The organism is Pontitalea aquivivens, from assembly GCF_046507575.1.
GTDB classification, from domain to species: Bacteria; Pseudomonadota; Alphaproteobacteria; order Rhodobacterales; family Rhodobacteraceae; genus Pontitalea; species Pontitalea aquivivens.
In genome coordinates this window covers 131,272-150,164 of record NZ_JBKFEY010000005.1, presented here as the reverse complement: position 1 = coordinate 150,164, position 18,893 = coordinate 131,272, and the positions used below count along the sequence as shown (strand labels likewise).

20 protein-coding genes and 1 riboswitch are annotated in these 18,893 nt (G+C 67.7%); of the genes, 13 read left to right on the top strand and 7 right to left on the bottom strand.

Annotation, left to right across the window (positions count from 1 at the left end; all coding sequences use genetic code 11):
* Positions 1 to 2 precede the first annotated feature (2 nt).
* Together ACK8OU_RS09180 and cobJ are read left to right on the top strand one after the other, a co-directional pair.
* Positions 3 to 743, top strand: coding sequence for a precorrin-2 C(20)-methyltransferase (locus ACK8OU_RS09180; RefSeq protein ID WP_410303077.1), 741 nt, complete (start codon positions 3 to 5; stop codon positions 741 to 743).
* Positions 740 to 1,492 carry a precorrin-3B C(17)-methyltransferase gene (gene cobJ, locus ACK8OU_RS09175; protein WP_410303076.1) on the top strand — a complete coding sequence of 251 codons (753 nt, stop codon included), beginning with the start codon at positions 740 to 742 and terminating at the stop codon, positions 1,490 to 1,492. Before ACK8OU_RS09180 ends, cobJ begins: the two co-directional genes overlap by 4 nt.
* Here cobJ and ACK8OU_RS09170 read toward each other — a convergent pair.
* The gene (locus ACK8OU_RS09170) at positions 1,450 to 2,220 is read right to left on the bottom strand and encodes a cobalt-precorrin-6A reductase (protein ID WP_410303075.1); all 771 of its coding nucleotides are present in this window, start codon (positions 2,218 to 2,220) and stop codon (positions 1,450 to 1,452) included. The genes cobJ and ACK8OU_RS09170 overlap by 43 nt on opposite strands.
* Here ACK8OU_RS09170 and cbiE point away from each other — a divergent pair.
* Genes cbiE through cobF form a run of 6 tightly spaced genes read left to right on the top strand, consistent with a single transcriptional unit; the run spans position 2,219 to position 7,377 of the window.
* Positions 2,219 to 3,409 carry a precorrin-6y C5,15-methyltransferase (decarboxylating) subunit CbiE gene (gene cbiE / locus ACK8OU_RS09165; protein ID WP_410303074.1) on the top strand — a complete coding sequence of 397 codons (1,191 nt, stop codon included), beginning with the start codon at positions 2,219 to 2,221 and terminating at the stop codon, positions 3,407 to 3,409. The genes ACK8OU_RS09170 and cbiE overlap by 2 nt on opposite strands.
* Positions 3,406 to 3,759 carry a cobalamin biosynthesis protein gene (locus tag ACK8OU_RS09160; protein WP_410303073.1) on the top strand — a complete coding sequence of 118 codons (354 nt, stop codon included), beginning with the start codon at positions 3,406 to 3,408 and terminating at the stop codon, positions 3,757 to 3,759. Before cbiE ends, ACK8OU_RS09160 begins: the two co-directional genes overlap by 4 nt.
* Positions 3,756 to 4,544, top strand: a complete 789-nt coding sequence (cobM, locus tag ACK8OU_RS09155) for a precorrin-4 C(11)-methyltransferase (RefSeq protein ID WP_410303072.1) — start codon at positions 3,756 to 3,758, stop codon at positions 4,542 to 4,544. Before ACK8OU_RS09160 ends, cobM begins: the two co-directional genes overlap by 4 nt.
* A complete protein-coding gene (locus ACK8OU_RS09150) occupies positions 4,541 to 5,887 on the top strand; it encodes a cobyrinate a,c-diamide synthase (RefSeq protein WP_410303071.1) in 1,347 nt (448 codons plus the stop codon). The genes cobM and ACK8OU_RS09150 overlap by 4 nt, the downstream gene beginning before the upstream one ends.
* Complete coding sequence (gene cobA / locus ACK8OU_RS09145; RefSeq protein ID WP_410303070.1) at positions 5,884 to 6,603, top strand: uroporphyrinogen-III C-methyltransferase; 720 nt, start codon at positions 5,884 to 5,886, stop codon at positions 6,601 to 6,603. Before ACK8OU_RS09150 ends, cobA begins: the two co-directional genes overlap by 4 nt.
* On the top strand, positions 6,604 to 7,377 hold the full coding sequence (gene cobF / locus ACK8OU_RS09140) for a precorrin-6A synthase (deacetylating) (RefSeq protein WP_410303069.1): 774 nt from the start codon (positions 6,604 to 6,606) through the stop codon (positions 7,375 to 7,377). It begins immediately after the preceding gene.
* Here cobF and ACK8OU_RS09135 read toward each other — a convergent pair.
* From ACK8OU_RS09135 to ACK8OU_RS09115, 5 genes are read right to left on the bottom strand one after another with little or no spacing between them, the layout of a single operon-like run.
* Complete coding sequence (locus ACK8OU_RS09135) at positions 7,374 to 8,027, bottom strand: energy-coupling factor ABC transporter ATP-binding protein (RefSeq protein WP_410303068.1); 654 nt, start codon at positions 8,025 to 8,027, stop codon at positions 7,374 to 7,376. The two genes, cobF and ACK8OU_RS09135, sit on opposite strands and share 4 nt — an antisense overlap.
* Positions 8,011 to 8,829, bottom strand: coding sequence for a cobalt ECF transporter T component CbiQ (gene cbiQ, locus ACK8OU_RS09130; protein ID WP_410303067.1), 819 nt, complete (start codon positions 8,827 to 8,829; stop codon positions 8,011 to 8,013). The genes ACK8OU_RS09135 and cbiQ overlap by 17 nt, the downstream gene beginning before the upstream one ends.
* On the bottom strand, positions 8,826 to 9,395 hold the full coding sequence (locus tag ACK8OU_RS09125; RefSeq protein WP_410303066.1) for a cobalt ABC transporter permease: 570 nt from the start codon (positions 9,393 to 9,395) through the stop codon (positions 8,826 to 8,828). Before ACK8OU_RS09125 ends, cbiQ begins: the two co-directional genes overlap by 4 nt.
* Before the next feature lie 8 nt (positions 9,396 to 9,403).
* Entirely contained in the window at positions 9,404 to 10,015 is a 612-nt protein-coding gene (cbiM, locus tag ACK8OU_RS09120) for a cobalt transporter CbiM (protein ID WP_410303065.1), read from the bottom strand.
* Positions 10,016 to 10,019: 4 nt separating this feature from the next.
* On the bottom strand, positions 10,020 to 10,820 hold the full coding sequence (locus tag ACK8OU_RS09115) for a DUF4198 domain-containing protein (protein WP_410303064.1): 801 nt from the start codon (positions 10,818 to 10,820) through the stop codon (positions 10,020 to 10,022).
* A 130-nt stretch (positions 10,821 to 10,950) separates the two neighbouring features.
* Positions 10,951 to 11,168: riboswitch (cobalamin riboswitch) on the bottom strand.
* A gap of 161 nt (positions 11,169 to 11,329) precedes the next feature.
* On the opposite strand from ACK8OU_RS09115, the gene ACK8OU_RS09110 reads away from it, so the two are divergent.
* Both ACK8OU_RS09110 and metH read left to right on the top strand, forming a co-directional pair.
* Complete coding sequence (locus ACK8OU_RS09110) at positions 11,330 to 12,391, top strand: homocysteine S-methyltransferase family protein (protein WP_410303063.1); 1,062 nt, start codon at positions 11,330 to 11,332, stop codon at positions 12,389 to 12,391.
* Positions 12,388 to 15,090 (top strand): methionine synthase, encoded by a 2,703-nt coding sequence (gene metH, locus ACK8OU_RS09105; RefSeq protein ID WP_410303062.1) that lies wholly within the window; start codon positions 12,388 to 12,390, stop codon positions 15,088 to 15,090. Before ACK8OU_RS09110 ends, metH begins: the two co-directional genes overlap by 4 nt.
* Before the next feature lie 16 nt (positions 15,091 to 15,106).
* On the opposite strand, the gene ACK8OU_RS09100 is transcribed toward metH, so the two are convergent.
* Complete coding sequence (locus ACK8OU_RS09100) at positions 15,107 to 15,418, bottom strand: NIPSNAP family protein (RefSeq protein ID WP_410303061.1); 312 nt, start codon at positions 15,416 to 15,418, stop codon at positions 15,107 to 15,109.
* 267 nt (positions 15,419 to 15,685) lie between these two features.
* On the opposite strand from ACK8OU_RS09100, the gene ACK8OU_RS09095 reads away from it, so the two are divergent.
* The 3 genes from ACK8OU_RS09095 to ACK8OU_RS09085 all read left to right on the top strand — a co-directional run bounded on the left by ACK8OU_RS09095 (position 15,686) and on the right by ACK8OU_RS09085 (position 18,891).
* Entirely contained in the window at positions 15,686 to 16,300 is a 615-nt protein-coding gene (locus tag ACK8OU_RS09095) for a TetR/AcrR family transcriptional regulator (protein WP_410303060.1), read from the top strand.
* 255 nt (positions 16,301 to 16,555) lie between these two features.
* Entirely contained in the window at positions 16,556 to 17,890 is a 1,335-nt protein-coding gene (locus tag ACK8OU_RS09090) for a substrate-binding domain-containing protein (protein ID WP_410303059.1), read from the top strand.
* 89 nt (positions 17,891 to 17,979) lie between these two features.
* A complete protein-coding gene (locus tag ACK8OU_RS09085) occupies positions 17,980 to 18,891 on the top strand; it encodes a carbohydrate ABC transporter permease (RefSeq protein WP_410303058.1) in 912 nt (303 codons plus the stop codon).
* Positions 18,892 to 18,893 lie beyond the last annotated feature (2 nt).

Genomic DNA, 18,893 nt, shown 5'->3' with positions numbered 1-18,893 from the left:
CCATGGGCCGGATCATCTGCGCGGGCCTTGGGCCGGGCGACCCCGATCTGATCGCGGTCCGGGCGGATCGCGCCATTCGCGGGGCGGGCCATGTCGCCTATTTCCGCAAGAAGGGGCGCCAGGGTCAGGCGCGCCGCATCGTGGATGGGATGCTGGCGGCGGATGTGGTGGAATATCCGATGGAATATCCCGTCACCACGGAAATCCCCTTTGACAGCCCCGAATACAACCGCCTGCTGGCTGGGTTCTACGATGACTGGGCGGCGCGGCTGGAAACGCTCGCCCGCGATCACGAGGTGGTGGTGCTGTGCGAGGGGGACCCGTTTTTCTACGGTTCCTTCATGCATCTTTACACGCGGCTTAAGGATCGGGTCGCGATGGATGTGATCCCGGGCATCACCGGCATGACCGGCTGCTGGAATGCCACGGGCACGCCGATCACCTGGGGTGATGATGTGCTGAGTGTGCTTATGGGCACCCTGCCCGAAGCGGATCTGGTGGCGCATATGCGCGGCGCCGATGCGCTGGTGGTGATGAAGACCGGGCGCAACCTGCCCAAGGTGCGCCGCGCGCTGGCGCGGGCCGGGCGGCTGGACGCGGCCTGGCTGGTCGAACGTGGCACGATGCCGGGCCAGCGCATCGCGCGCCTGACCGAGGTCGAGGACCACGACTGCCCCTATTTCGCGATCGTTCTGGTGCATGGCCAGGGCCGGCGCCCCGAACTGGCCGAGGCCGCGGAATGACCGGCTGGATCGCCGTCGCGGGGCTGGGCCCCGGGGATGAGGCGCTGGTTACCCCCGAGGTCAGCGCCGCGCTGGCACAGGCGACCGATGTGGTGGGCTATATCCCCTATGTCGCCCGGATCGCGCCGCGCCCTGGGCTGGTGCTGCACCCGTCCGACAACCGGGTGGAACTGGATCGTGCACGCGCCGCGCTGGCCATGGCGGCGGCGGGGCGGCGGGTGGTGATCGTGTCTTCGGGCGATCCGGGGGTGTTTGCCATGGCCTCGGCCCTGTTCGAGGCGCTGGAGGATTTGCCCGACGCCGCCCATCCCGAGATCCGCATCCTGCCCGGCATCACCGCGATGCTGGCGGCGGCGGCGCGGGCGGGGGCGCCGCTGGGCCATGATTTCTGCGCGATCAACCTGAGCGACAACCTGAAACCCTTTGAGATGGTCGAACACCGGCTGCGCCATGCCGCGCGGGGCGATTTCGCCATGGCATTCTATAACCCCCGGTCCAGGGCGCGCCCGTATCAGTTCGCCCGCGTGCTGGAGCTGCTGCGCGAGGAATGTGGCCCCGACCGGCTGATCATCTTTGCCCGCGCCGTCAGCACCCCCGATGAGGCGCTGCGCGTCGTCACCCTGGCCGAGGCCCGCCCCGAGATGGCCGACATGCGCACCGTGGTGATCGTAGGAAATTCCGCGACCCGGCGGGTCGGGCGCTGGGTCTATACGCCGCGCTCGGGGGCAAGCCCGGCGACGATGCCATGACGGGCCAGCCAGTCCATCACCTGCGCCACGCTGGCGGCGGTTTCCCGCGCCGGCAGGGCGGGCCGGTCGATCAGGATCACGGCCAGGCCAAGGGTGCGGGCGGCGGTCAGCTTGGCCGCGGCGCCCGTGCCACCGGCATTCTTGGCGACGACATGGGTGATGGCATGGGCACGCAGCAGGGCGGTGTCGCCGGCCGCATCAAAGGGGCCGCGGGCGATGACCGCGCGGGCGTCGGGCAGGGGCAGCGGGCCTTCGGGCGGATCGACCAGGCGCAGCAGGTAGTGATGCTGCGGTTTGGCCGCGAAGGGGGCAAGGTTCTGCTTGCCGATCGCCAGAAACACCCGCGCCGGGCTGTCGGGCAGGGCGGCGACAGCGGCGGCGATGTCGGGAACAGCGGTCCAGCGGTCGCCCGGGCCTGCGGTCCAGGGCGTGCGTTCGAGGGCCAGCAGCGGCGTGCCGGTTTCGGCGCAGGCGGCGATGGCATTGCCGCTGATACCCGCGGCGAAGGGATGGGTGGCGTCGATCACATGGCTGATCGCCTGATCGCGCAAAAAGGCCGCCAGCCCCGCCACGCCGCCAAAGCCCCCGACACGGGTGGGCAGCGGTTGCGCGACCGGCGCGCCGGTGCGCCCGGCATAGGAAAAGACCGCAGGCAGGCGCGCGCGGGCCAGTTCGGCGGCCAGGCGGCTGGCCTCGGTCGTGCCGCCCAGAAGAAGGATGCGCGTCATGGCTGATCCGTGGCTGGTGGTGGTGGGTCTGGGCGAAGATGGCCCCGAAGGGCTGTCGGATGCAAGCCGTGCCGCGATTGCCGGGGCCGAGGTGATCTTTGGCGGGCCGCGTCATCTGGCGCTGGTGGGGGCGGGCGCGCGGGGGCGGGCCTGGCCGGTGCCGTTCGACATTGCCCCGGTGCTGGCGCTGCGGGGGCGGCGGGTGGTGGTGCTGGCCTCGGGCGATCCGTTCTGGTTTGGCGCGGGCGGGTCGCTGGCGGCGGCGCTGGCGCCGGGGGAATGGCGCGCGCTGCCCGCGCCGGGGGTGTTTTCGCTGGCCGCCGCGCGGCTGGGCTGGCGGCTGGAAGAGGTGTGGTGCCTGGGCCTGCACGCGGCGCCCTATGCGGGTCTGCGCGGTGTTCTGGGGCGCGGTGCGCGGGTGATTGCCACGCTGCGCGACGGGCAGGCGCCGGGCGCGCTGGCCGATTGGCTGGTGGGGCAGGGCCTTGGCGCGGTGCGGATGGCGGTGCTGGAACGGCTGGGCGGACCGCAGGAACGGGTGCGCGTGACCCGCGCCGATGGCTTCGGCCTGGATGCGATCGCCGCGCCCGTTGCGGTGGCGCTGGACGGGGCGGATCTGGCGCGGGGTGCGGGCCTGCCGCAGGTGCCAGGCCTGGCCGAGGCGGAATTCGCCCATGACGGGCAGATCACCAAGGCCCCGGTGCGCGCGCTGACGCTGGCGGCGCTGGCGCCCCGGCGGGGCGAGTTGCTTTGGGATATTGGCGGCGGGTCGGGCTCGGTCTCGGTGGAATGGTGCCGGGCGGGCGGGCGCGCGGTGACGATCGAGCCGCGCGCCGACCGCCTTGCCAATATCCGCGCCAATATCGCTGCCTTCGGGCTGGTGGCACGGATGAGCGCGGTCGAAGGGCGCGCGCCCGGGGTGCTGGAAGGTCTGCCCGCGCCCGATGCGGTCTTTGTGGGCGGCGGCGGGTCGGCGGCGCTGTTCGCGGCGTTGTGGGATCGGCTGGCCCCGGGCACGCGGCTGGTCGCCAATGGCGTGACGCTGGAAACCGAGGCATTGCTGGCCGGGTTGCAGGCGCGCCATGGCGGCAGCCTGCTGCGGATCGAACTGGCGCAGGCGGATGCGCTTGGCCGGATGCGCGGCTGGGCCCCCCTGCGCCCGGTGGTGCAATGGGCCGTGGTGCGATGAGGGTGGCGGGCATCGGATTTCGCCCTGGCACCCCGGCGGCGGCGCTTTCGCGCGCGCTGGCGGCGGTCGAGGCGCAGGGCGGGGTTGACCATCTGGCCACGATACCGCAACGGGTGGTGGCGCTGGCGGCGGCCTTTCCCGCGCGCCGGGTGGTGGGCGTGCCGGTCGCGGGGGTGCAGACGCCGACGCAATCGGCGCGGGTCCGGGCGCTGTATGCCACCGGATCGGTGGCCGAGGCGGCGGCGCTTGTGGCGGCGGGTCCGGGCGCGCGGCTGGTGGTGGCGCGGCTGGTGGTGGGCGGGGTCACGGTGGCCGTGGCCGAAGCAGAGGCAAGGGGAACAAAGCCATGACGGTGCATTTCATCGGCGCGGGGCCGGGGGCGGCGGATCTGATCACCCTGCGCGGGCGCGACCTGATCGCGGCCTGTCCGGTCTGCCTTTATGCTGGCAGCCTGGTGCCCGCGGCGCTGCTGGCGCATTGCCCGCCCGGGGCGCGGATCGTCAATACCGCGCCGCTGAGCCTGGACCAGATCATCGCGGAAATGGCCCAGGCGCATGCGCAGGGGCAGGATGTGGCGCGGTTGCATTCGGGCGACCTGTCGGTCTGGTCGGCGATGGGCGAACAGCTGCGCCGGTTGCGCGCGCTGAACATTCCCTATGACGTCACGCCGGGGGTGCCGTCTTTTGCCGCCGCCGCCGCGACGCTGGGGGCGGAACTGACCCTGCCGGGGGTGGCGCAATCGGTGGTGCTGACGCGGACCTCGGGCCGGGCCAGCGCCATGCCCGAGGGCGAGACGCTGGCCAATTTCGCCGCGACCGGGGCGGTGCTGGCGATCCATCTGTCGGTGCATGTGCTGGACAAGGTGGTGGCCGATCTGACGCCGCATTACGGCGCGGATTGCCCGGTGGCGGTGGTCTGGCGCGCCAGCTGGCCCGATGAGCGGGTGGTGCGCGCCACGCTGGGCACGCTGGAAACCGCCGTCGGCGCCGAGATGGAGCGCACCGCGCTGATCCTTGTGGGCCGATCCATCGGGGCCGAGGATTTCGACGAAAGCCGGCTTTACGCGGGCGATTACGACCGTCGTTATCGCCCCGTGGGCACGCATCCGCGCTTTCCCGGCACGGGTGAGGCATGAGCGCGCCGATCCCCGGTCTGGTGATTTCGGCCCCGGCCTCGGGCGCGGGCAAGACCACGCTGACGCTGGGCCTTTTGGCGGCGCTGCGGGCGCGGGGGGGGGCGGTGCAGCCCTTCAAATGCGGGCCCGATTACATCGATCCCGGCTTTCATGCGGCGGCGGCGGGGCGGGTCTCGGTCAATCTGGATGGCTGGGCGATGCGTCCGGCGCAGATCGCGGGGCTGGTGGCGGGTGCGGCCAAGGCGCCGACCGATCTGATCGTGGCCGAAGGTTCGATGGGATTGTTCGACGGGGTGGCGCAGCCGGGGGAAACCGGGACCGGGGCCAGCGCCGACATCGCGGCGCTGATGGGCTGGCCGGTGGTTCTGGTGATCGACACGTCCGGGCAGGCGCAGACCGCGGCGGCGGTGGCGCAGGGTCTGGGCCGGTTCCGCGCGGGTGTGCGGGTTGCGGGCGTGGTGCTGAACAAGGTCGCCTCGCCCCGGCATGAGGCGCTGTGCCGCGCGGGCTTTGCCGAGGCCGGGATCGCGGTGCTGGGCGCGTTGCCCCGCGCGGCGGGCATCGAGCTGCCCGAGCGCCATCTGGGCCTGGTGCAGGCCGAGGAGACCGCGGGCCTTGCGGCGATCATGGCCGAGGCGGGGCGGATCGTGGCCGCGCATTGCGATCTGGATGCGTTCATCGCGGTTGCCGCGGCGGGGCCCGCGCGGGCGGATGTGCCTGTTGTACCCCCCGCGCCGCCGCCGGGCATGCGGATCGCACTGGCGCGCGACGCGGCCTTTTCCTTCGTCTATCCGCATCTGATCGCGGGCTGGCGCGCGGCGGGCGCGACGATCCTGCCGTTTTCGCCGCTGGGCGATGAGGCGCCCGATGACAGCGCCGATTGCTGCTGGTTGCCCGGCGGCTACCCCGAACTGCATGGCGGGCGGCTGGCGGCGGCGCATCGGTTCCGCGCAGGGCTGGGGGCCTTTGCGGCGACGCGGCCGGTGCACGGCGAATGCGGCGGCTATATGGCGCTTGGCGCGGGGCTGGTGGATGCGCAGGGGGGGCGCCACCAGATGGCCGGGTTGCTGGGGCTGGAAAGTTCGTTCGCGCGGCGCCGGATGCATCTGGGCTATCGGCTGGCGCGGCTGGTCGCGCCGCTGCCCGGTTTTGCCCCCGGCGCGCGCCTGCGCGGGCATGAGTTTCACTATGCCACCATCACCGCCCAGCCCGATGCGCCCCTGGCCGGGGTTCTGGATGCCACCGGCGCGGCGGTGCCCGAAACCGGGTCGATCCGCGCCCTGCCGGGCGGCGGGCAGGTCAGCGGCACATTCTTTCATCTGATTGCAGAGGCCAGCGCATGAGCGGTTTTGTCTCTTTCGTTTCCTCGGGTCCGGGCGACCCCGAGCTTTTGACGCTGAAGGCCGTGGACCGGCTGGCGCGTGCAGATGTGGTGCTGTTCGACGATCTGTCCTCGGGGCCGGTGCTGGGCCATGCCCGGCCGGGGGCCGATCTGGTCGCGGTGGGCAAGCGGGCGGGGCGGCCCTCGGCGCGGCAGGACCATGTGAACCGGCTGCTGGTGGACCATGCGCAGACCGGCGCGCGGGTGGTGCGGCTGAAATCGGGCGATGCCGGGCTGTTTGGCCGGCTGGAGGAGGAACTGGTGGCGCTGCGGGCGGCGGGCATTGATTATGAGGTGGTGCCGGGCGTGCCGTCGGCCTGCGCGGCGGCGGCGGCGGCGGGGATCCCGCTGACCCGGCGGCTGACGGCGCGGCGGGTGCAGTTCGTGACCGGCGCCGATGTGACCGGCGATCTGCCCGAGTCGCTGAACTGGGCGGCGCTGGCCGATCCGGGGGCGACCACGGTGGTGTTCATGGGCAAGCGCACCTTTCCGCGCCTGGCGCAGGGGTTGATGCAGGCGGGACTGCCTGCCGGAACGCCCGCGCTTCTGGCCGAGGCGGTGGGTCATCCTGAACAGGCGCTGACCCGGACCACGGTGGCGGCGCTGGCCGCCGATCTGGCGGCGGAACGGTCGGAACATCCGGCGCTGATCCTGTATGGCCCGCTGGCGGAGGGATAGATGATCGAGCTGACCCTGATCGGCATCGGCACCGGCAATCCCGACCATGTGACGGGGCAGGCGGTGCGGGCGATGAATGCCGCCGATCTGATCCTGATCCCGCTGAAGGGGGCGGACAAATCCGATCTGGCGGGCCTGCGCCGGGCGATCTGCGCGCAGCATCTGGGCAATCCCGACACGCAGGTGGTGGAATTCGCCCTGCCGGTGCGCGATGCGGCCAACCCGTCCTATCGCGCGGGGGTGGATGACTGGCATGACGCCATCGCCGACGCATGGGAGCGCCAGATGCATGCCGCGCTTGGCGACCGGGGCGGACGGGTGGCGCTGCTGGTCTGGGGGGACCCGTCGCTTTACGATTCCACCCTGCGCATCGCGGACCGGCTGGCGGGGCGGATGGCCCTGCGCACCCGGGTCATCCCCGGTATCACCGCGATTCAGGCGCTGTGCGCGGCCCATGCGATCCCGCTGAACGATATTGGCGCGCCAGTGGCCATCACCACGGGGCGCCAGCTGCGGCAGGGCGGCTGGCCCCCCGGCGCGGATACGGTGGTGGTGATGCTGGACGGGGACTGTGCCTTTCGCGCCCTGCCGCCCGAGGGGATTGACATCTGGTGGGGGGCCTGCGTCGGCATGCCCGAAGAGGTGCTGCGCGCAGGCCCGCTGGCGCAGGTGGCGGACGACATCGTGGCCACCCGCGCCGCGCTGCGTGCGGATCATGGCTGGGTGATGGACATCTATCTGATGCGCCGCCGGATCGGGGCGGGCGGCGCCTAGCCCGGGACGATCCGGCCCCCCGACAGGTGGCATTCGCGCCCCACAAGCCGGGCGCGGAAGCCGGCGTCGTGGCAGACCAGCACGATCGCCTGCGGCAGGGATTGCAGGATCGCCAGCAGGCGCGCCTCATTATCGGGGTCAAGCGCGTTGGTCGGCTCATCCAGGATCAGAACCTCGGGGTCCATCGCCAGAACGGTGGCCAGCGTCACCAGCCGCTTTTCGCCCCCTGACAGGTGGTGGGTGACGCGGTCGCGCAGATGCATCAGCCCCAGCCGGTCCAGCACCGCATCGACGATGGCCAGTGTCTCGGCGCGGCTTTTGCCCATGTTGAGCGGGCCGAAGGCCACATCCTCGCGTACGGTCGGGCAGAACAGCTGATCGTCGGGGTCCTGAAACACCAGACCGGCGCGGCGGCGGACCTCGTGGAAATCGGTTTCGGTGTGGCGGGGGCGGCCGAAAGCGGTGATCTGGCCCGCGGCGGGGCGCAACAGCCCCAGCGCGATGCGCAGCAGGGTGGACTTGCCGCAGCCATTGGGCCCGACCAGCGCCACCCGTTCCCCCGCCGCGATGTGCAGCGAGGCACCGGCCAGCACCGGGGCATGGCCGGGCCAGGCGAAATGGATATCGTGAAGGTCAAGCAATGCGGACAAGGCCAAGTTCCAGAATGGTAAGGGCGGTCAGCAGCGCGGCGAAGGCCAGCGCGAAACACAGATCGGCGCGGCGCAGGCGCATGTCATCCAGCAGCGGCAGATGGCCGGTAAAGCCGCGGCATTTCATCGCCTGCAGGATGCGTTCAGACCGCTCAAACGCGCGGACCAGCAGCATGCCGACCAGATGGCCCAGCGATCGCAGCGTATGCAGATCGGTCCGGGGGCGAAAGCCGCGGGCCTTCATCGCCTGGCGCATCCGGGCCTGTTCGGCGCGCAGCACCTCGATATAGCGCACGGTGAACAGCATCAGATGCACCAGCCCCGCCGGCACCCGCAGCCGCGCCAGCGCATGGCCAAGGGTGACGGGGCCCATCGTGCCCACCAGCACCATCAGCATCAGGATCACGGCATTGGCCGTCAGGGCGATGTCCAGCGCCAGATGCAGGCCCTGTTGGCTGGCCGTGAAACCGCCGGGCAGGGTGGCAAGCGGGGTGCCCGGCGTGGTGAAGGGCAGCAGGATCAGCATGATCAGGATGAAGCCGTCCATCGCCGCCATGCGCCGCAAGGTCGCGCGCGGCGGCAGGCCCGACAGCGCCATCAGCGCCAGCGCCGCCGCCAGCGCCGCGCCAAGGGCGGCAAGGCTGGACAGCGCCGCCGCCAGCAGCGCGAATGCCAGCGCGGCGCCAACGCGCAGCCGCGGGTCCAGCCGGGTCAGCAGCGCGCCTGCGGGGGAAACAGGTGCGGTGGCGGCGGGCGCCGGGGTGGCCGCGGCGGGCAGCACGGGCGCGGGTGAAAAGGTCATGCCCGCCCCCCCGCCAGTTGCCGCCGTGCCGCGAGATAAAAGCCCAGCCCGAACAGCCCCGCGATATAGCCCATGCCCCCCAGGATCATCTGCAGGTCGTTCTTTTCCTTGTAGGCGGCGATTTCCTGACGCAGGGGGCGCAATTCATCGCGCAGCATCGTGGCCAGCGCGTCGCTGTCGGTGCTGGCTGTGACAGCGCCCGTGGTGGACGGCGCGGTCGGATCGGCGGCGGGGGCCTTGCCCAGCAGCCGGGCAATCTCGGGTGCGGCGAGGCGGGCCTCGGCGACGTGACCGGCACCCAGATCGACGGTGAAGACATGCTCGACCGGCTCAACCGGGGTGAAGGTGAACAGGCCGGTGTCATCGGTCAGGGCGGTGCCAAGGGCGCGACCCTCGGGGGTGGTGACCTGCACGGTCTGGCGCAGCGCCATCGCACCGTTGGAAAAGCCGATCTCGCCCTCGACGGCGCGGCCTGCGGGATAGACCGAGGCGATGACCTTGTGTGCCAGCGCGGGCAGGGGGGCAAAGCCGATCAGCAGTGCCACAATCAGGGGTTTCATACGCATCTTGGGCCTCATGATGTAGCAAGGGCGGTGAACAGATCGGGGCGGACGCGCTGCAGCAGGCCGACGGCGGCGGCGGTCAGCAGCCCCTCGATCACCATCACGGGCAGATGCGCCACCAGGACAAGTTTGGCCGCAGGCACGAAGCCCGCCCCGGTCAGCGCCAGCGCCGCGGCGATCACCACGCCGGTCAGCGCCAGCGCCCCCGCACCACCCAGACCGCCCAGAACCGCCGCCCGCGCCGGGCCCGCGCCTGCGATCAGCGGGCGCAGGGCCGCCCCGATCAGCACCGCGGGCAGGGCGATCGCCAGCGTGTTGATGCCCAGCACCGTCACCCCGCCAAAGCCGAAGAACACCGCCTGCAGCACCAGCCCCACGAACAGCGCCGGAAAGGCGGCCCAGCCCAGCACCAGCCCGGCCAGCCCGTTCAGGATGAGATGCACCGAGCTTGGTCCGACCGGCACATGGATCAGCGAGGCGACGAAAAAGCTGGCCGCCAGCACGCCCGCCGCGGGGATGCGGTCCAGCGTCATCGCGCGCAGGCCAAGGGCGATGCCCCCGGCCGAAAGCAGCGCGCCCGCCGCGACGATCGGCCCGGACAATGCGCCATCGACGATATGCACCGCGCTACTCCATGTCCCAGGCGCGGACCCAGATCACCGCGTCCTGGCTAAGCTCTTTGCCCTGATGTTCGCGCACCGGGCCCGCGCCAAGCGCGGCAAAACCCCACCAGCCCGCCCGTGGAATGGCAAAGGTGAACATGCCGTTGGCATCGGCAATCGCGACAAGGCTGCCGCCCGGCATCGGCCCGGCGGTGGGCGGTTTGGCGGCATTGGCGGCCATGTCGGGTTCGGCGGCCATGAACTCGATCTCGATTTCGGCCCCGGCCACCGGCTTGCCTTCGGACAGGACCTGGCCGGTGAAGCTTGACCCGGCGATCAGGTTGTAGGGCTTGTTGAAGGGCAGGATTTCGGTGGCCAGGCCTTGCGGTTCCATCCAGTCGGTCGGCATCTGCGCGCGGTTCAGATAGACCTTTGTCAGTTGCTGGATGAAGATATCCTCGGACGCCTCCAGATAAGGTTCGGGTTCGACAACCAGAACGTAATCGCCCGCGCGGGTGACCGGCACGCTTGCGGCATAGGCGGCGGCGGGGTTCATCGCGCCGGTGAAGTTGATAGGGGACAGCCGGTCCATCAGATCGATCCTTTCGCCGCGATGGACGGCGTAGAAGGCGCGCGGCGCGGCCATGTCCATCACCTGGCCGTTTTCGAACGGATGCCAGAAGATCAGGCGCAGCGGCACATCGCCGGGCGTCTCAATCAGCGGTGTTGCGGGATGGATCAGCTGGAAATGGGCCTGCGCGGGCAGCGGCAGGGCGGCGGGAAGGGTTGCGGCCACGGCGGCCAGCAGGACGGGTTTCAACGACATCTGTTCCTCTCGGATGCGCCACCGGGGTGGCACCATGGAAAGGACAACTGGGGTCAGGACCAGGACCGGATCATCCGGTCTTTGGAAGACGCACACCCCGGCGTCCGGTGACAGCGGCACAGGGCAAGCGCCCTGTTTCGCATCACCGGCAGGTCTCCTGGCTCGCGGGTCTTCGTTCGGCCGACCTTCCCGGGGCCGGGGCCCCAGTGGTGTTTTCGGCGTCACTCTCCGCTCACAGTTGCGGGGGCAGCTGCGGGTTCGGCGCCTGATGGCTACACCTCACCGCATTCCCTATTGCTCCGACAGCCGGTGTTTGGTGGCTGCAGGACCGATGACGGTGCCATATCGCGCCATGCGGGCGTGCTTGTCAACGCACATGATCGCGGCGGGGTGGGGAATGCGGGCGGGTGAAGTTGAATTTCATGCATGATCTTGCTGCGGATTATGAATTTGCCGCCAGTAGCCGAATGACTTAAACAGCGCCACGCGCCCTGAACCCGGAGTCCGCCATGCACAGCCTGACCCTTCCCCGATCGGCCGCCTTCGCGCGACTGGAAGCCCTTGCGCGGGACCGTATCCTGATTCTGGACGGGGCGATGGGAACGCAGATTCAGGCGCTTGGCCTGAGCGAAGAGGATTACGCGGGCCAATGCGGCGGCGGCTGCGCGCATCATTCCGACCATCCGCAAAAGGGCAACAACGATCTGCTGGTGCTGACGCAGCCGCAGGCGATCGAGGAGATCCATTTCCGCTATGCCATGGCCGGGGCGGATATTGTCGAGACCAACACCTTTTCCGCCACCACCATCGCCCAGGCCGATTACGGCATGGAGGCGGCGGTGCATGACCTGAACGAGGCCGGCGCGCGGCTGGCGCGTCAGGCGATGGACCGCGCCGCCGCGGCGGATGGGCGCCCGCGCTTTGTGGCCGGGGCCGTGGGGCCGACGAACCGGACCGCCTCGCTGTCGCCCGATGTGAACGACCCGGGTTATCGCGCGGTCAGCTTTGACGATCTGCGCCGGGCCTATGGCCAGCAGGTCCGCGGCCTGATCGCGGGCGGTGCCGATATCATCCTGATCGAGACGATCTTTGACACGCTGAACGCCAAGGCCGCGATCTTTGCCTGTTTCGAGGTCTTTGCCGAGCGGGGCGAGCGGATGCCGATGATGATTTCGGGCACGATCACCGATGCCTCGGGGCGCACGCTGTCGGGGCAGACGCCGACGGCCTTCTGGCATTCGGTGCGCCATGCGCGGCCCTTCACCGTGGGGCTGAACTGTGCGCTGGGGGCGGCGGCGATGCGCCCGCATCTGGCGGAACTGGCGGGTGTGGCCGATACCGCGATCTGTGCCTATCCCAATGCGGGCCTGCCCAATGCCTTTGGCCAGTACGACGAAGGCCCCGAACAGACCGCCGCCCAGGTGGCCGAATTCGCCCGCGAAGGGCTGGTCAATGTGGTCGGCGGCTGCTGTGGCACCACGCCGGACCATATCCGCGCCATTGCCGGGGCGGTGGCCCCCTTTGCCCCCCGCGCCATCCCGCGCGCCGATGATCAGGAGAGTGCCGCATGAGCCGTTATCTGCGCCTGTCGGGGCTGGAGCCCTTTACCCTGACGCCCGATATTCCCTTTGTGAATGTGGGCGAACGGACCAATGTTACCGGGTCAGCCCGGTTCCGAAAGCTGATCACCAACCGCGATTACGCCGCCGCGCTGGAAGTGGCGCGCGATCAGGTGGAAAACGGCGCCCAGATCATCGACATCAACATGGACGAGGGTCTGATCGATTCCAGGGCCGTGATGGTCGAGTTCCTGAACCTGCTGGCGGCCGAACCCGATATCGCCCGCGTGCCGGTGATGATCGACAGTTCCAAATGGGAGGTGATCGAGGCCGGCCTGAAATGCGTGCAGGGCAAGCCGGTGGTGAATTCGATCAGCCTGAAAGAGGGCGAGGAGCAGTTCCGCCATCAGGCGGGGCTGTGCCTGGCCTATGGCGCGGCTGTGGTGGTCATGGCGTTCGACGAACAGGGTCAGGCCGATACCTTCAAGCGCAAGACGGAAATCTGTGCCCGGGCCTATCGTATTCTGGTGGATGAAATCGGCTTCCCGCCCGAGGATATCATCTTCGACCCCAATGTCTTTGCCGTGGCGACGGGCATCGAGGAACACAACAACTATGGCGTCGATTTCATCGAGGCCACGCGCTGGATCCGGGCCAACCTGCCGCATGCGCATGTTTCAGGCGGGGTGTCGAACCTGTCGTTTTCCTTCCGCGGCAACGAACCCGTGCGCGAGGCGATGCATGCCGTGTTCCTGTATCACGCCATTCAGGCGGGGATGGACATGGGCATTGTCAATGCGGGCCAGCTGGCGGTCTATGACCAGATCGACCCGGCGCTGCGCGAGGCCTGCGAGGATGTGGTGCTGAACCGGCGCCCCGATGCGACCGAGCGGCTGCTGGACATCGCCGAACGTTTCCGCGGCGGCGCGAAAGAGGAAAAGGTCCGCGATCTGGCCTGGCGCGACTGGCCGGTGGAAAAGCGGCTGGAACATGCGCTGGTCAATGGCATTACCGAATTCATCGAAGCCGATACCGAGGCCGCGCGCCTGGCGGCGGCCCAGCCGCTTGACGTGATCGAAGGCCCGCTGATGGCGGGGATGAACGTGGTGGGCGATCTGTTCGGCGCGGGCAAGATGTTCCTGCCGCAGGTGGTGAAATCGGCACGGGTGATGAAACAGGCGGTTGCCGTGTTGCTGCCGTATATGGACGCGCAGAAACAGGGCGGGCGCGAGGCGGCCGGCAAGGTGCTGATGGCCACGGTCAAGGGCGATGTGCATGACATCGGCAAGAACATCGTCGGTGTCGTTCTGGCCTGCAACAACTATGAAATCATCGATCTGGGCGTGATGGTGCCGCCGCAGAGGATTTTGCAGGTGGCGTGTGACGAAGGGGTGGATGTGATCGGCCTGTCGGGCCTGATCACGCCCAGCCTGGACGAGATGGTCCACCTGGCCGCTGAAATGGCGCGTGAGGGGTTCGATATTCCGCTGCTGATCGGCGGGGCGACGACATCGCGGGTGCATACGGCGGTCAAGATCGCGCCGCGCTATGACGGGCCGGTGGTGCATGTGCTGGATGCCAGCCGCGCGGTGGGTGTGGTCAGCCAGCTGCTGAGCCAGACCCAGAAGACGGCCTTTATCGAGACGACCCGGGCCGAGCAGCTGCAGCTGGCCGAACGCCATTTGCGCGACGAGGCCGCCAAGATGCGTCTGCCACTGGCGGCCGCGCGGGCCAATGCGCTGCAGATCGACTGGTCAGGCTATGAGGTGGCTGCCCCGCGCGTGCTGGGCACGCAGGTGATCGACGATTGGGATCTGGCCGAAATCGCCCGCTATATCGACTGGACCCCCTTCTTCCAGACGTGGGAGCTGAAGGGTGTCTATCCGCGCATCCTGGACGATGCCGCGCAGGGTGAGGCCGCGCGCGCCCTGTTTGCCGATGCGCAGGCGATGTTGGCGCGGATCATCGCCGAACGCTGGTTCAACCCGCGCGCGGTGGTGGGCTTCTGGCCCGCGCAGGCGGTGGGCGATGACATCCGGCTTTACACGGATGAGGCGCGCGACACGGTTCTGGAAACGCTGCACACGCTGCGCCAGCAGACATCCAAGCGGCCGGGTCGGCCGAATGTGGCGCTGGCCGATTTCGTGGCACCCGAAGGCGGCCCGCGCGATTATGTTGGCGGCTTCGTGGTCACCGCCGGCCCCGAGGAACAGGCGCTGGCCGAACGGTTTGAGCGCGCGCATGACAATTATTCCGCGATCCTGGTGAAGGCGCTTGCGGATCGCTTTGCCGAAGCCATGGCGGAAATGCTGCACGAACGCGTCCGGCGCGAGATCTGGGGCTATGCCCCGGATGAGGCCTTCGACCCCGCAGAACTGATCGCCGAACCTTATCGCGGTATTCGCCCCGCGCCGGGCTATCCGGCCCAGCCCGATCATACCGAAAAGGTCACGCTGTTCCGCCTTCTGGACGCCGAGGCCGCCACCGGGGTGCAGCTGACCGAAAGCATGGCGATGTGGCCGGGGTCGTCGGTCTCGGGCCTTTATATCGGCCATCCCGACGCCTATTATTTCGGCGTCGCCAAGGTCGAACGCGACCAGGCCGAGGATTATGCCCGCCGCAAGGGGATGTCCTTGGCCGAGGTGGAACGCTGGCTGGCGCCGGTGCTGAACTATCAGCCGCAGGCCGCGCGCGCCGGGACGGCGGCCTGAGCCGCCCCGGCGGGGGTCATTTCAGCGGCGAGAAGGCGGCAGGCAGCAGGAACACGCTTTCCTGATGTTCCAGATAGGGCAGGATCTTGGGGACAAAGGCCTGCCATTCGGGATCGGCGCCCAGCTTGGCGCGCTGTGTGGTTCTGTGGGCGTAATCGTCATAGGCCCAGATGAAGGTGACCGCGTTCAGCACGCCACTGTCGCTGACCCAGCAGCCGATAAGCTGGGCGTAGCGGGTGATGATGCCAAGACCTTCGCTTTCGTAGATCCTGAGAAATTCCGGCGCCTTGCCGGCGCTGACGCGGTAGGTGCGCTTTTCGTAGATCATGTGCTCTTCCTGAATCGGGTCCGCTGTGCCTTGCACGATGCTGGCACGCCACGGGGACTGTAGCGCCGGTTTCAAAAAGTCGTCAACTGACGAAAAAATAATTTCCTTCCGGTCCGCGTGGCGTTGGTGTGTAATAGGTGGTCAAGACGCCCTCTGGTTGGGCGGCAAGTCAGGGATGCGAGTGCGGTGCGGGCCAAATCGACAGCGTTGCGAGAAGCAAGTGAAGGGCGTGGGGCCAAGGCCCGTGCAGCGAAACCCGGGGCGCGCATGCCTTATGGTGAGCGGCGGGCGCAGATCCTGGAGGTTGCGTCGGAGTTCTTTTCCGAAAACGGACTGACCGCGCAGACCCGCCAGCTTGCCGAGCAGTGCGGGATTTCCCAGCGCCTTCTCTACCGCTTTTTCCCGACCAAGGAAGACCTTGTCGCCGAAGTCTATCGGCAAGAGATTCTGGGCGCCTTCAAGGCCGTTTGGTTCGCCGAGTTGCAGGACCGGACGCGGTCGGTGGAAGATCGTCTGATCCGGTTCTATCTGGATTACACGCAGACAACGCTTACCCGCAAGTGGTTGAGATTCTTCATGTATGCCTCACTTGCCGAGGCGAATATGGCGCCGGATTACATCTCGTCGATAATCACGCAACTGCTGGAAGTCATCATGCGGGAGGTCGCGTTCGAAAAGTCGTTGGACCTTCCCGAGGACCGGGCCGTGCTGCACGAAATGGGCTGGACCCTGCACGGCGCGATTTCGCATTACGCCATCCGCCGCCACCTGTACCAAAGCAGCAATGTGCTGAGCGAGGACAGGGTTGTGGCGCTGCACATCCGGACCTTCCTGGCGGGGTTTGAGGCGATGCTGGGCGAATATCGGGCGCATCTGGGCTGACACGGCCTGCGGCTGACGCCGGCATTTCCCCGTGCCCGACGCTGTCGGGCGCGGGCATCTGGCGTTTCTTCCGATGATGTTTTCCGGGTCAGTATTGCCCCCTGCTTTTCACCATAAGTCGTCAGTTGACGACTTAGTGATTCGTATTTAACGTCACGTCACCAGAAGTCCGACAACAACAGGGCGCGCGCATGTCCGGGGCTTTGCCGGCAGCGCGTGGTTCGCAAGGCGAACACATAAAGAAAGGAACGGAAAATGTTCAAAGGCGTGAAGGCCGGCCTTGGTCGGCGTGATTTCCTGAAAACCTCGGCAGGGGCTGCCGGGGCGCTGATGCTTCCGGGGGTCTTGCGGGGGGCGCGGGCGCAAGCTGGCGCGACGCTGAACCTGCATACCTGGTCGGCGGCGGTCGATACCGTGCAAAGCCATCTGAACGCGTTCACGAAGGAAACCGGCATCGCGGTCAATTATGGCAACTCGCCCTGGGCCCAGTACCGCGAGGGCATGGTGGCCAAGTTCGTGGGCGGCGCGCCGCTGGATTCGATGTGGGTGTCCGATTCCTGGCTGCCCGAATGGGCCGAGGCGGGCTGGATCGCGCCGATCGACGAATTCGACAGCCTGATGCAATACAACGCCGATGCGGACCAGTTCAGCACCGACTCGATGGTGTATAACGGTCGTCAATACGGGCTGACCTATTACACCGATTACATGGCTTTCCTGTATGATGAAGAGAAGCTGAAGCAAGCCGGGTTCGATGCGCCGCCGGCCAGCTGGGACGAAGTCGTCGAACAATCGCTGGTGATGAAGGAAAAGGGCATTTCGGAATTTCCGATGATGCTGGCCATGGCGCAGGAAAGCTGGTTGATCGAGTTCATCTCGACCCTGGTCTTTTCGCATGGGGGGCGGCTGACGGATGAGAATGGCGATGCCATCATGCAAGACCCCAAGGCAGGCGCGGTCGAGGCGCTGCAGTGGGTCATGGATGCGGTGCAGAAGCACAAGATCATCTCTCCGGCCTGTGTGGAAACCGGCGAATTGTCGGGGCTGAAGGCGTTTGCCTCGGGCAATCACGCATTTGCCATGGTGGCGAAATACCGGCTGCGGATGATGAACGACCCCGAACAGTCGCAGATCGCGGGCCGTGTGCGCCAGGCGCTGATGCCCATGGGCAAGAACGGGTCCCATGCGACGGTGGGCTGGATGCGCTTTCATGGCATGTCCGCGCAGGCCGCGCAGGACAAGGCCCGCGCCGAGAACACCGCGAAACTGATCGAATGGTTCGGCGGCAAGGCCAATGGCGCCTATACCTTCCAGAAGCTGCTGTTCCTGGATATCGGCGCGGGCTTTGGCGTGAAGCCCCTGTTCGATGATCCCGACGTCCGCGCATCCTATGATTCCTATGGCGATGTCTCGATGATCCAGGCGCAGCAGGCGCTGGCGCAGAAAAAGGATGTGATCACCCCCTGGTTCGGCGAGTGGAATGAGACCAACGGCTCGGCCTGGCAATCCGCGATCCTTGGCAATTCCGATGCGGCCGCGGCGATCGGCAAATCCGCCGCGCTGTGGAATGAACTGAAGGAAAGCTACTAGGCGCCTTGGGCCGGGGCGGGCGCAGGTGACCGCGCGCGCCCCGGCCATCCCGGGGCAAGACGGCAACTGGCAGTGCGGGGGAACCTGATTTGGCCGAAGTATCGATACGGGCGACGCGCCCCTGGTGGCGCATGGGCTATGAGGAACGCAGCGCCGCGCTGTTCCTGGCGCCGGTGATGACGGTCCTGATGGCCGTTGCGGTCTTTCCGATCGCCTATTCGTTCTACCTGAGCTTTTTCAGCGTCAAGCTGACCCGGCCCAACCGCACACCTTTTGTGTGGCTGGACAATTATACCGACCTTTTCACCAATGAGATGTTCTGGACCTCGGTCAGCCGCACCGTGGTGTTCAGCCTGGTGTCGGTCAGTGCGATTGCCGTGATTGCGCTGCTGATCGCGCTGCTTCTGAACCAGGATTTCCGCGGCCGGCGCATCCTGTCCACGATCATCCTTGTGCCCTGGGCCATTCCCTATGTGGCCAATGCGCTGATGTGGAAATGGATCTATGATTCGGGCTATGGGGCGCTGAACGGGCTGCTGTATCAGCTGGATTTCATTGACAAATACATGGTCTGGCTGGGCGACCAGGACAAGACGATCTTCCTGATCGCCAATGCCTTCGTCTGGAAAGAGGTGCCGTTGGCCGCGATCCTGCTTCTGGTGTCGCTGAAGTCGATCCCGGCCGATCATTACCATGCCGCGCGTGTCGATGGGGCCAGTGTCTGGCAGCGGTTCATCCATGTGACGCTGCCCGCGATGAAACCCGGGTTCATGCTGGTGATGATCTATGAAACGATGATGGCGATCCGGCATTTCGACCTGTTCTTTGTTCTGACCGAGGGCGGGCCGGGCGATGCGTCGCATGTGCTGTCCTGGCACATCTATGTCGAAACCTTCCGCAACCTGTCGTTTGGAAGCGGTGCCGCGATGTCCTACATCCTGGCGATCGCGACCTTCGCGCTGTCCTACGTCTTCATTCGCACCCTTGGCCGGAGGATCTGACG

Excerpts from the sequence above, each read along its gene's own strand:
- metH (WP_410303062.1), top strand. The coding sequence starts at position 12,388 with ATGAGCCGTTATCTGCGCCTGTCGGGGCTGGAGCCCTTTACCCTGACG.
- cobM (WP_410303072.1), top strand. The coding sequence starts at position 3,756 with ATGACGGTGCATTTCATCGGCGCGGGGCCGGGGGCGGCGGATCTGATC.
- ACK8OU_RS09090 (WP_410303059.1), top strand. The coding sequence starts at position 16,556 with ATGTTCAAAGGCGTGAAGGCCGGCCTTGGTCGGCGTGATTTCCTGAAA.
- ACK8OU_RS09180 (WP_410303077.1), top strand. The coding sequence starts at position 3 with ATGGGCCGGATCATCTGCGCGGGCCTTGGGCCGGGCGACCCCGATCTG.
- cbiQ (WP_410303067.1), bottom strand. The coding sequence starts at position 8,829 with ATGACCTTTTCACCCGCGCCCGTGCTGCCCGCCGCGGCCACCCCGGCG.
- ACK8OU_RS09125 (WP_410303066.1), bottom strand. The coding sequence starts at position 9,395 with ATGCGTATGAAACCCCTGATTGTGGCACTGCTGATCGGCTTTGCCCCC.
- ACK8OU_RS09150 (WP_410303071.1), top strand. The coding sequence starts at position 4,541 with ATGAGCGCGCCGATCCCCGGTCTGGTGATTTCGGCCCCGGCCTCGGGC.
- cobF (WP_410303069.1), top strand. The coding sequence starts at position 6,604 with ATGATCGAGCTGACCCTGATCGGCATCGGCACCGGCAATCCCGACCAT.
- ACK8OU_RS09170 (WP_410303075.1), bottom strand. The coding sequence starts at position 2,220 with ATGACGCGCATCCTTCTTCTGGGCGGCACGACCGAGGCCAGCCGCCTG.
- ACK8OU_RS09110 (WP_410303063.1), top strand. The coding sequence starts at position 11,330 with ATGCACAGCCTGACCCTTCCCCGATCGGCCGCCTTCGCGCGACTGGAA.
- ACK8OU_RS09115 (WP_410303064.1), bottom strand. The coding sequence starts at position 10,820 with ATGTCGTTGAAACCCGTCCTGCTGGCCGCCGTGGCCGCAACCCTTCCC.
- ACK8OU_RS09100 (WP_410303061.1), bottom strand. The coding sequence starts at position 15,418 with ATGATCTACGAAAAGCGCACCTACCGCGTCAGCGCCGGCAAGGCGCCG.
- cobA (WP_410303070.1), top strand. The coding sequence starts at position 5,884 with ATGAGCGGTTTTGTCTCTTTCGTTTCCTCGGGTCCGGGCGACCCCGAG.
- ACK8OU_RS09160 (WP_410303073.1), top strand. The coding sequence starts at position 3,406 with ATGAGGGTGGCGGGCATCGGATTTCGCCCTGGCACCCCGGCGGCGGCG.
- cobJ (WP_410303076.1), top strand. The coding sequence starts at position 740 with ATGACCGGCTGGATCGCCGTCGCGGGGCTGGGCCCCGGGGATGAGGCG.
- ACK8OU_RS09095 (WP_410303060.1), top strand. The coding sequence starts at position 15,686 with ATGCCTTATGGTGAGCGGCGGGCGCAGATCCTGGAGGTTGCGTCGGAG.
- cbiE (WP_410303074.1), top strand. The coding sequence starts at position 2,219 with ATGGCTGATCCGTGGCTGGTGGTGGTGGGTCTGGGCGAAGATGGCCCC.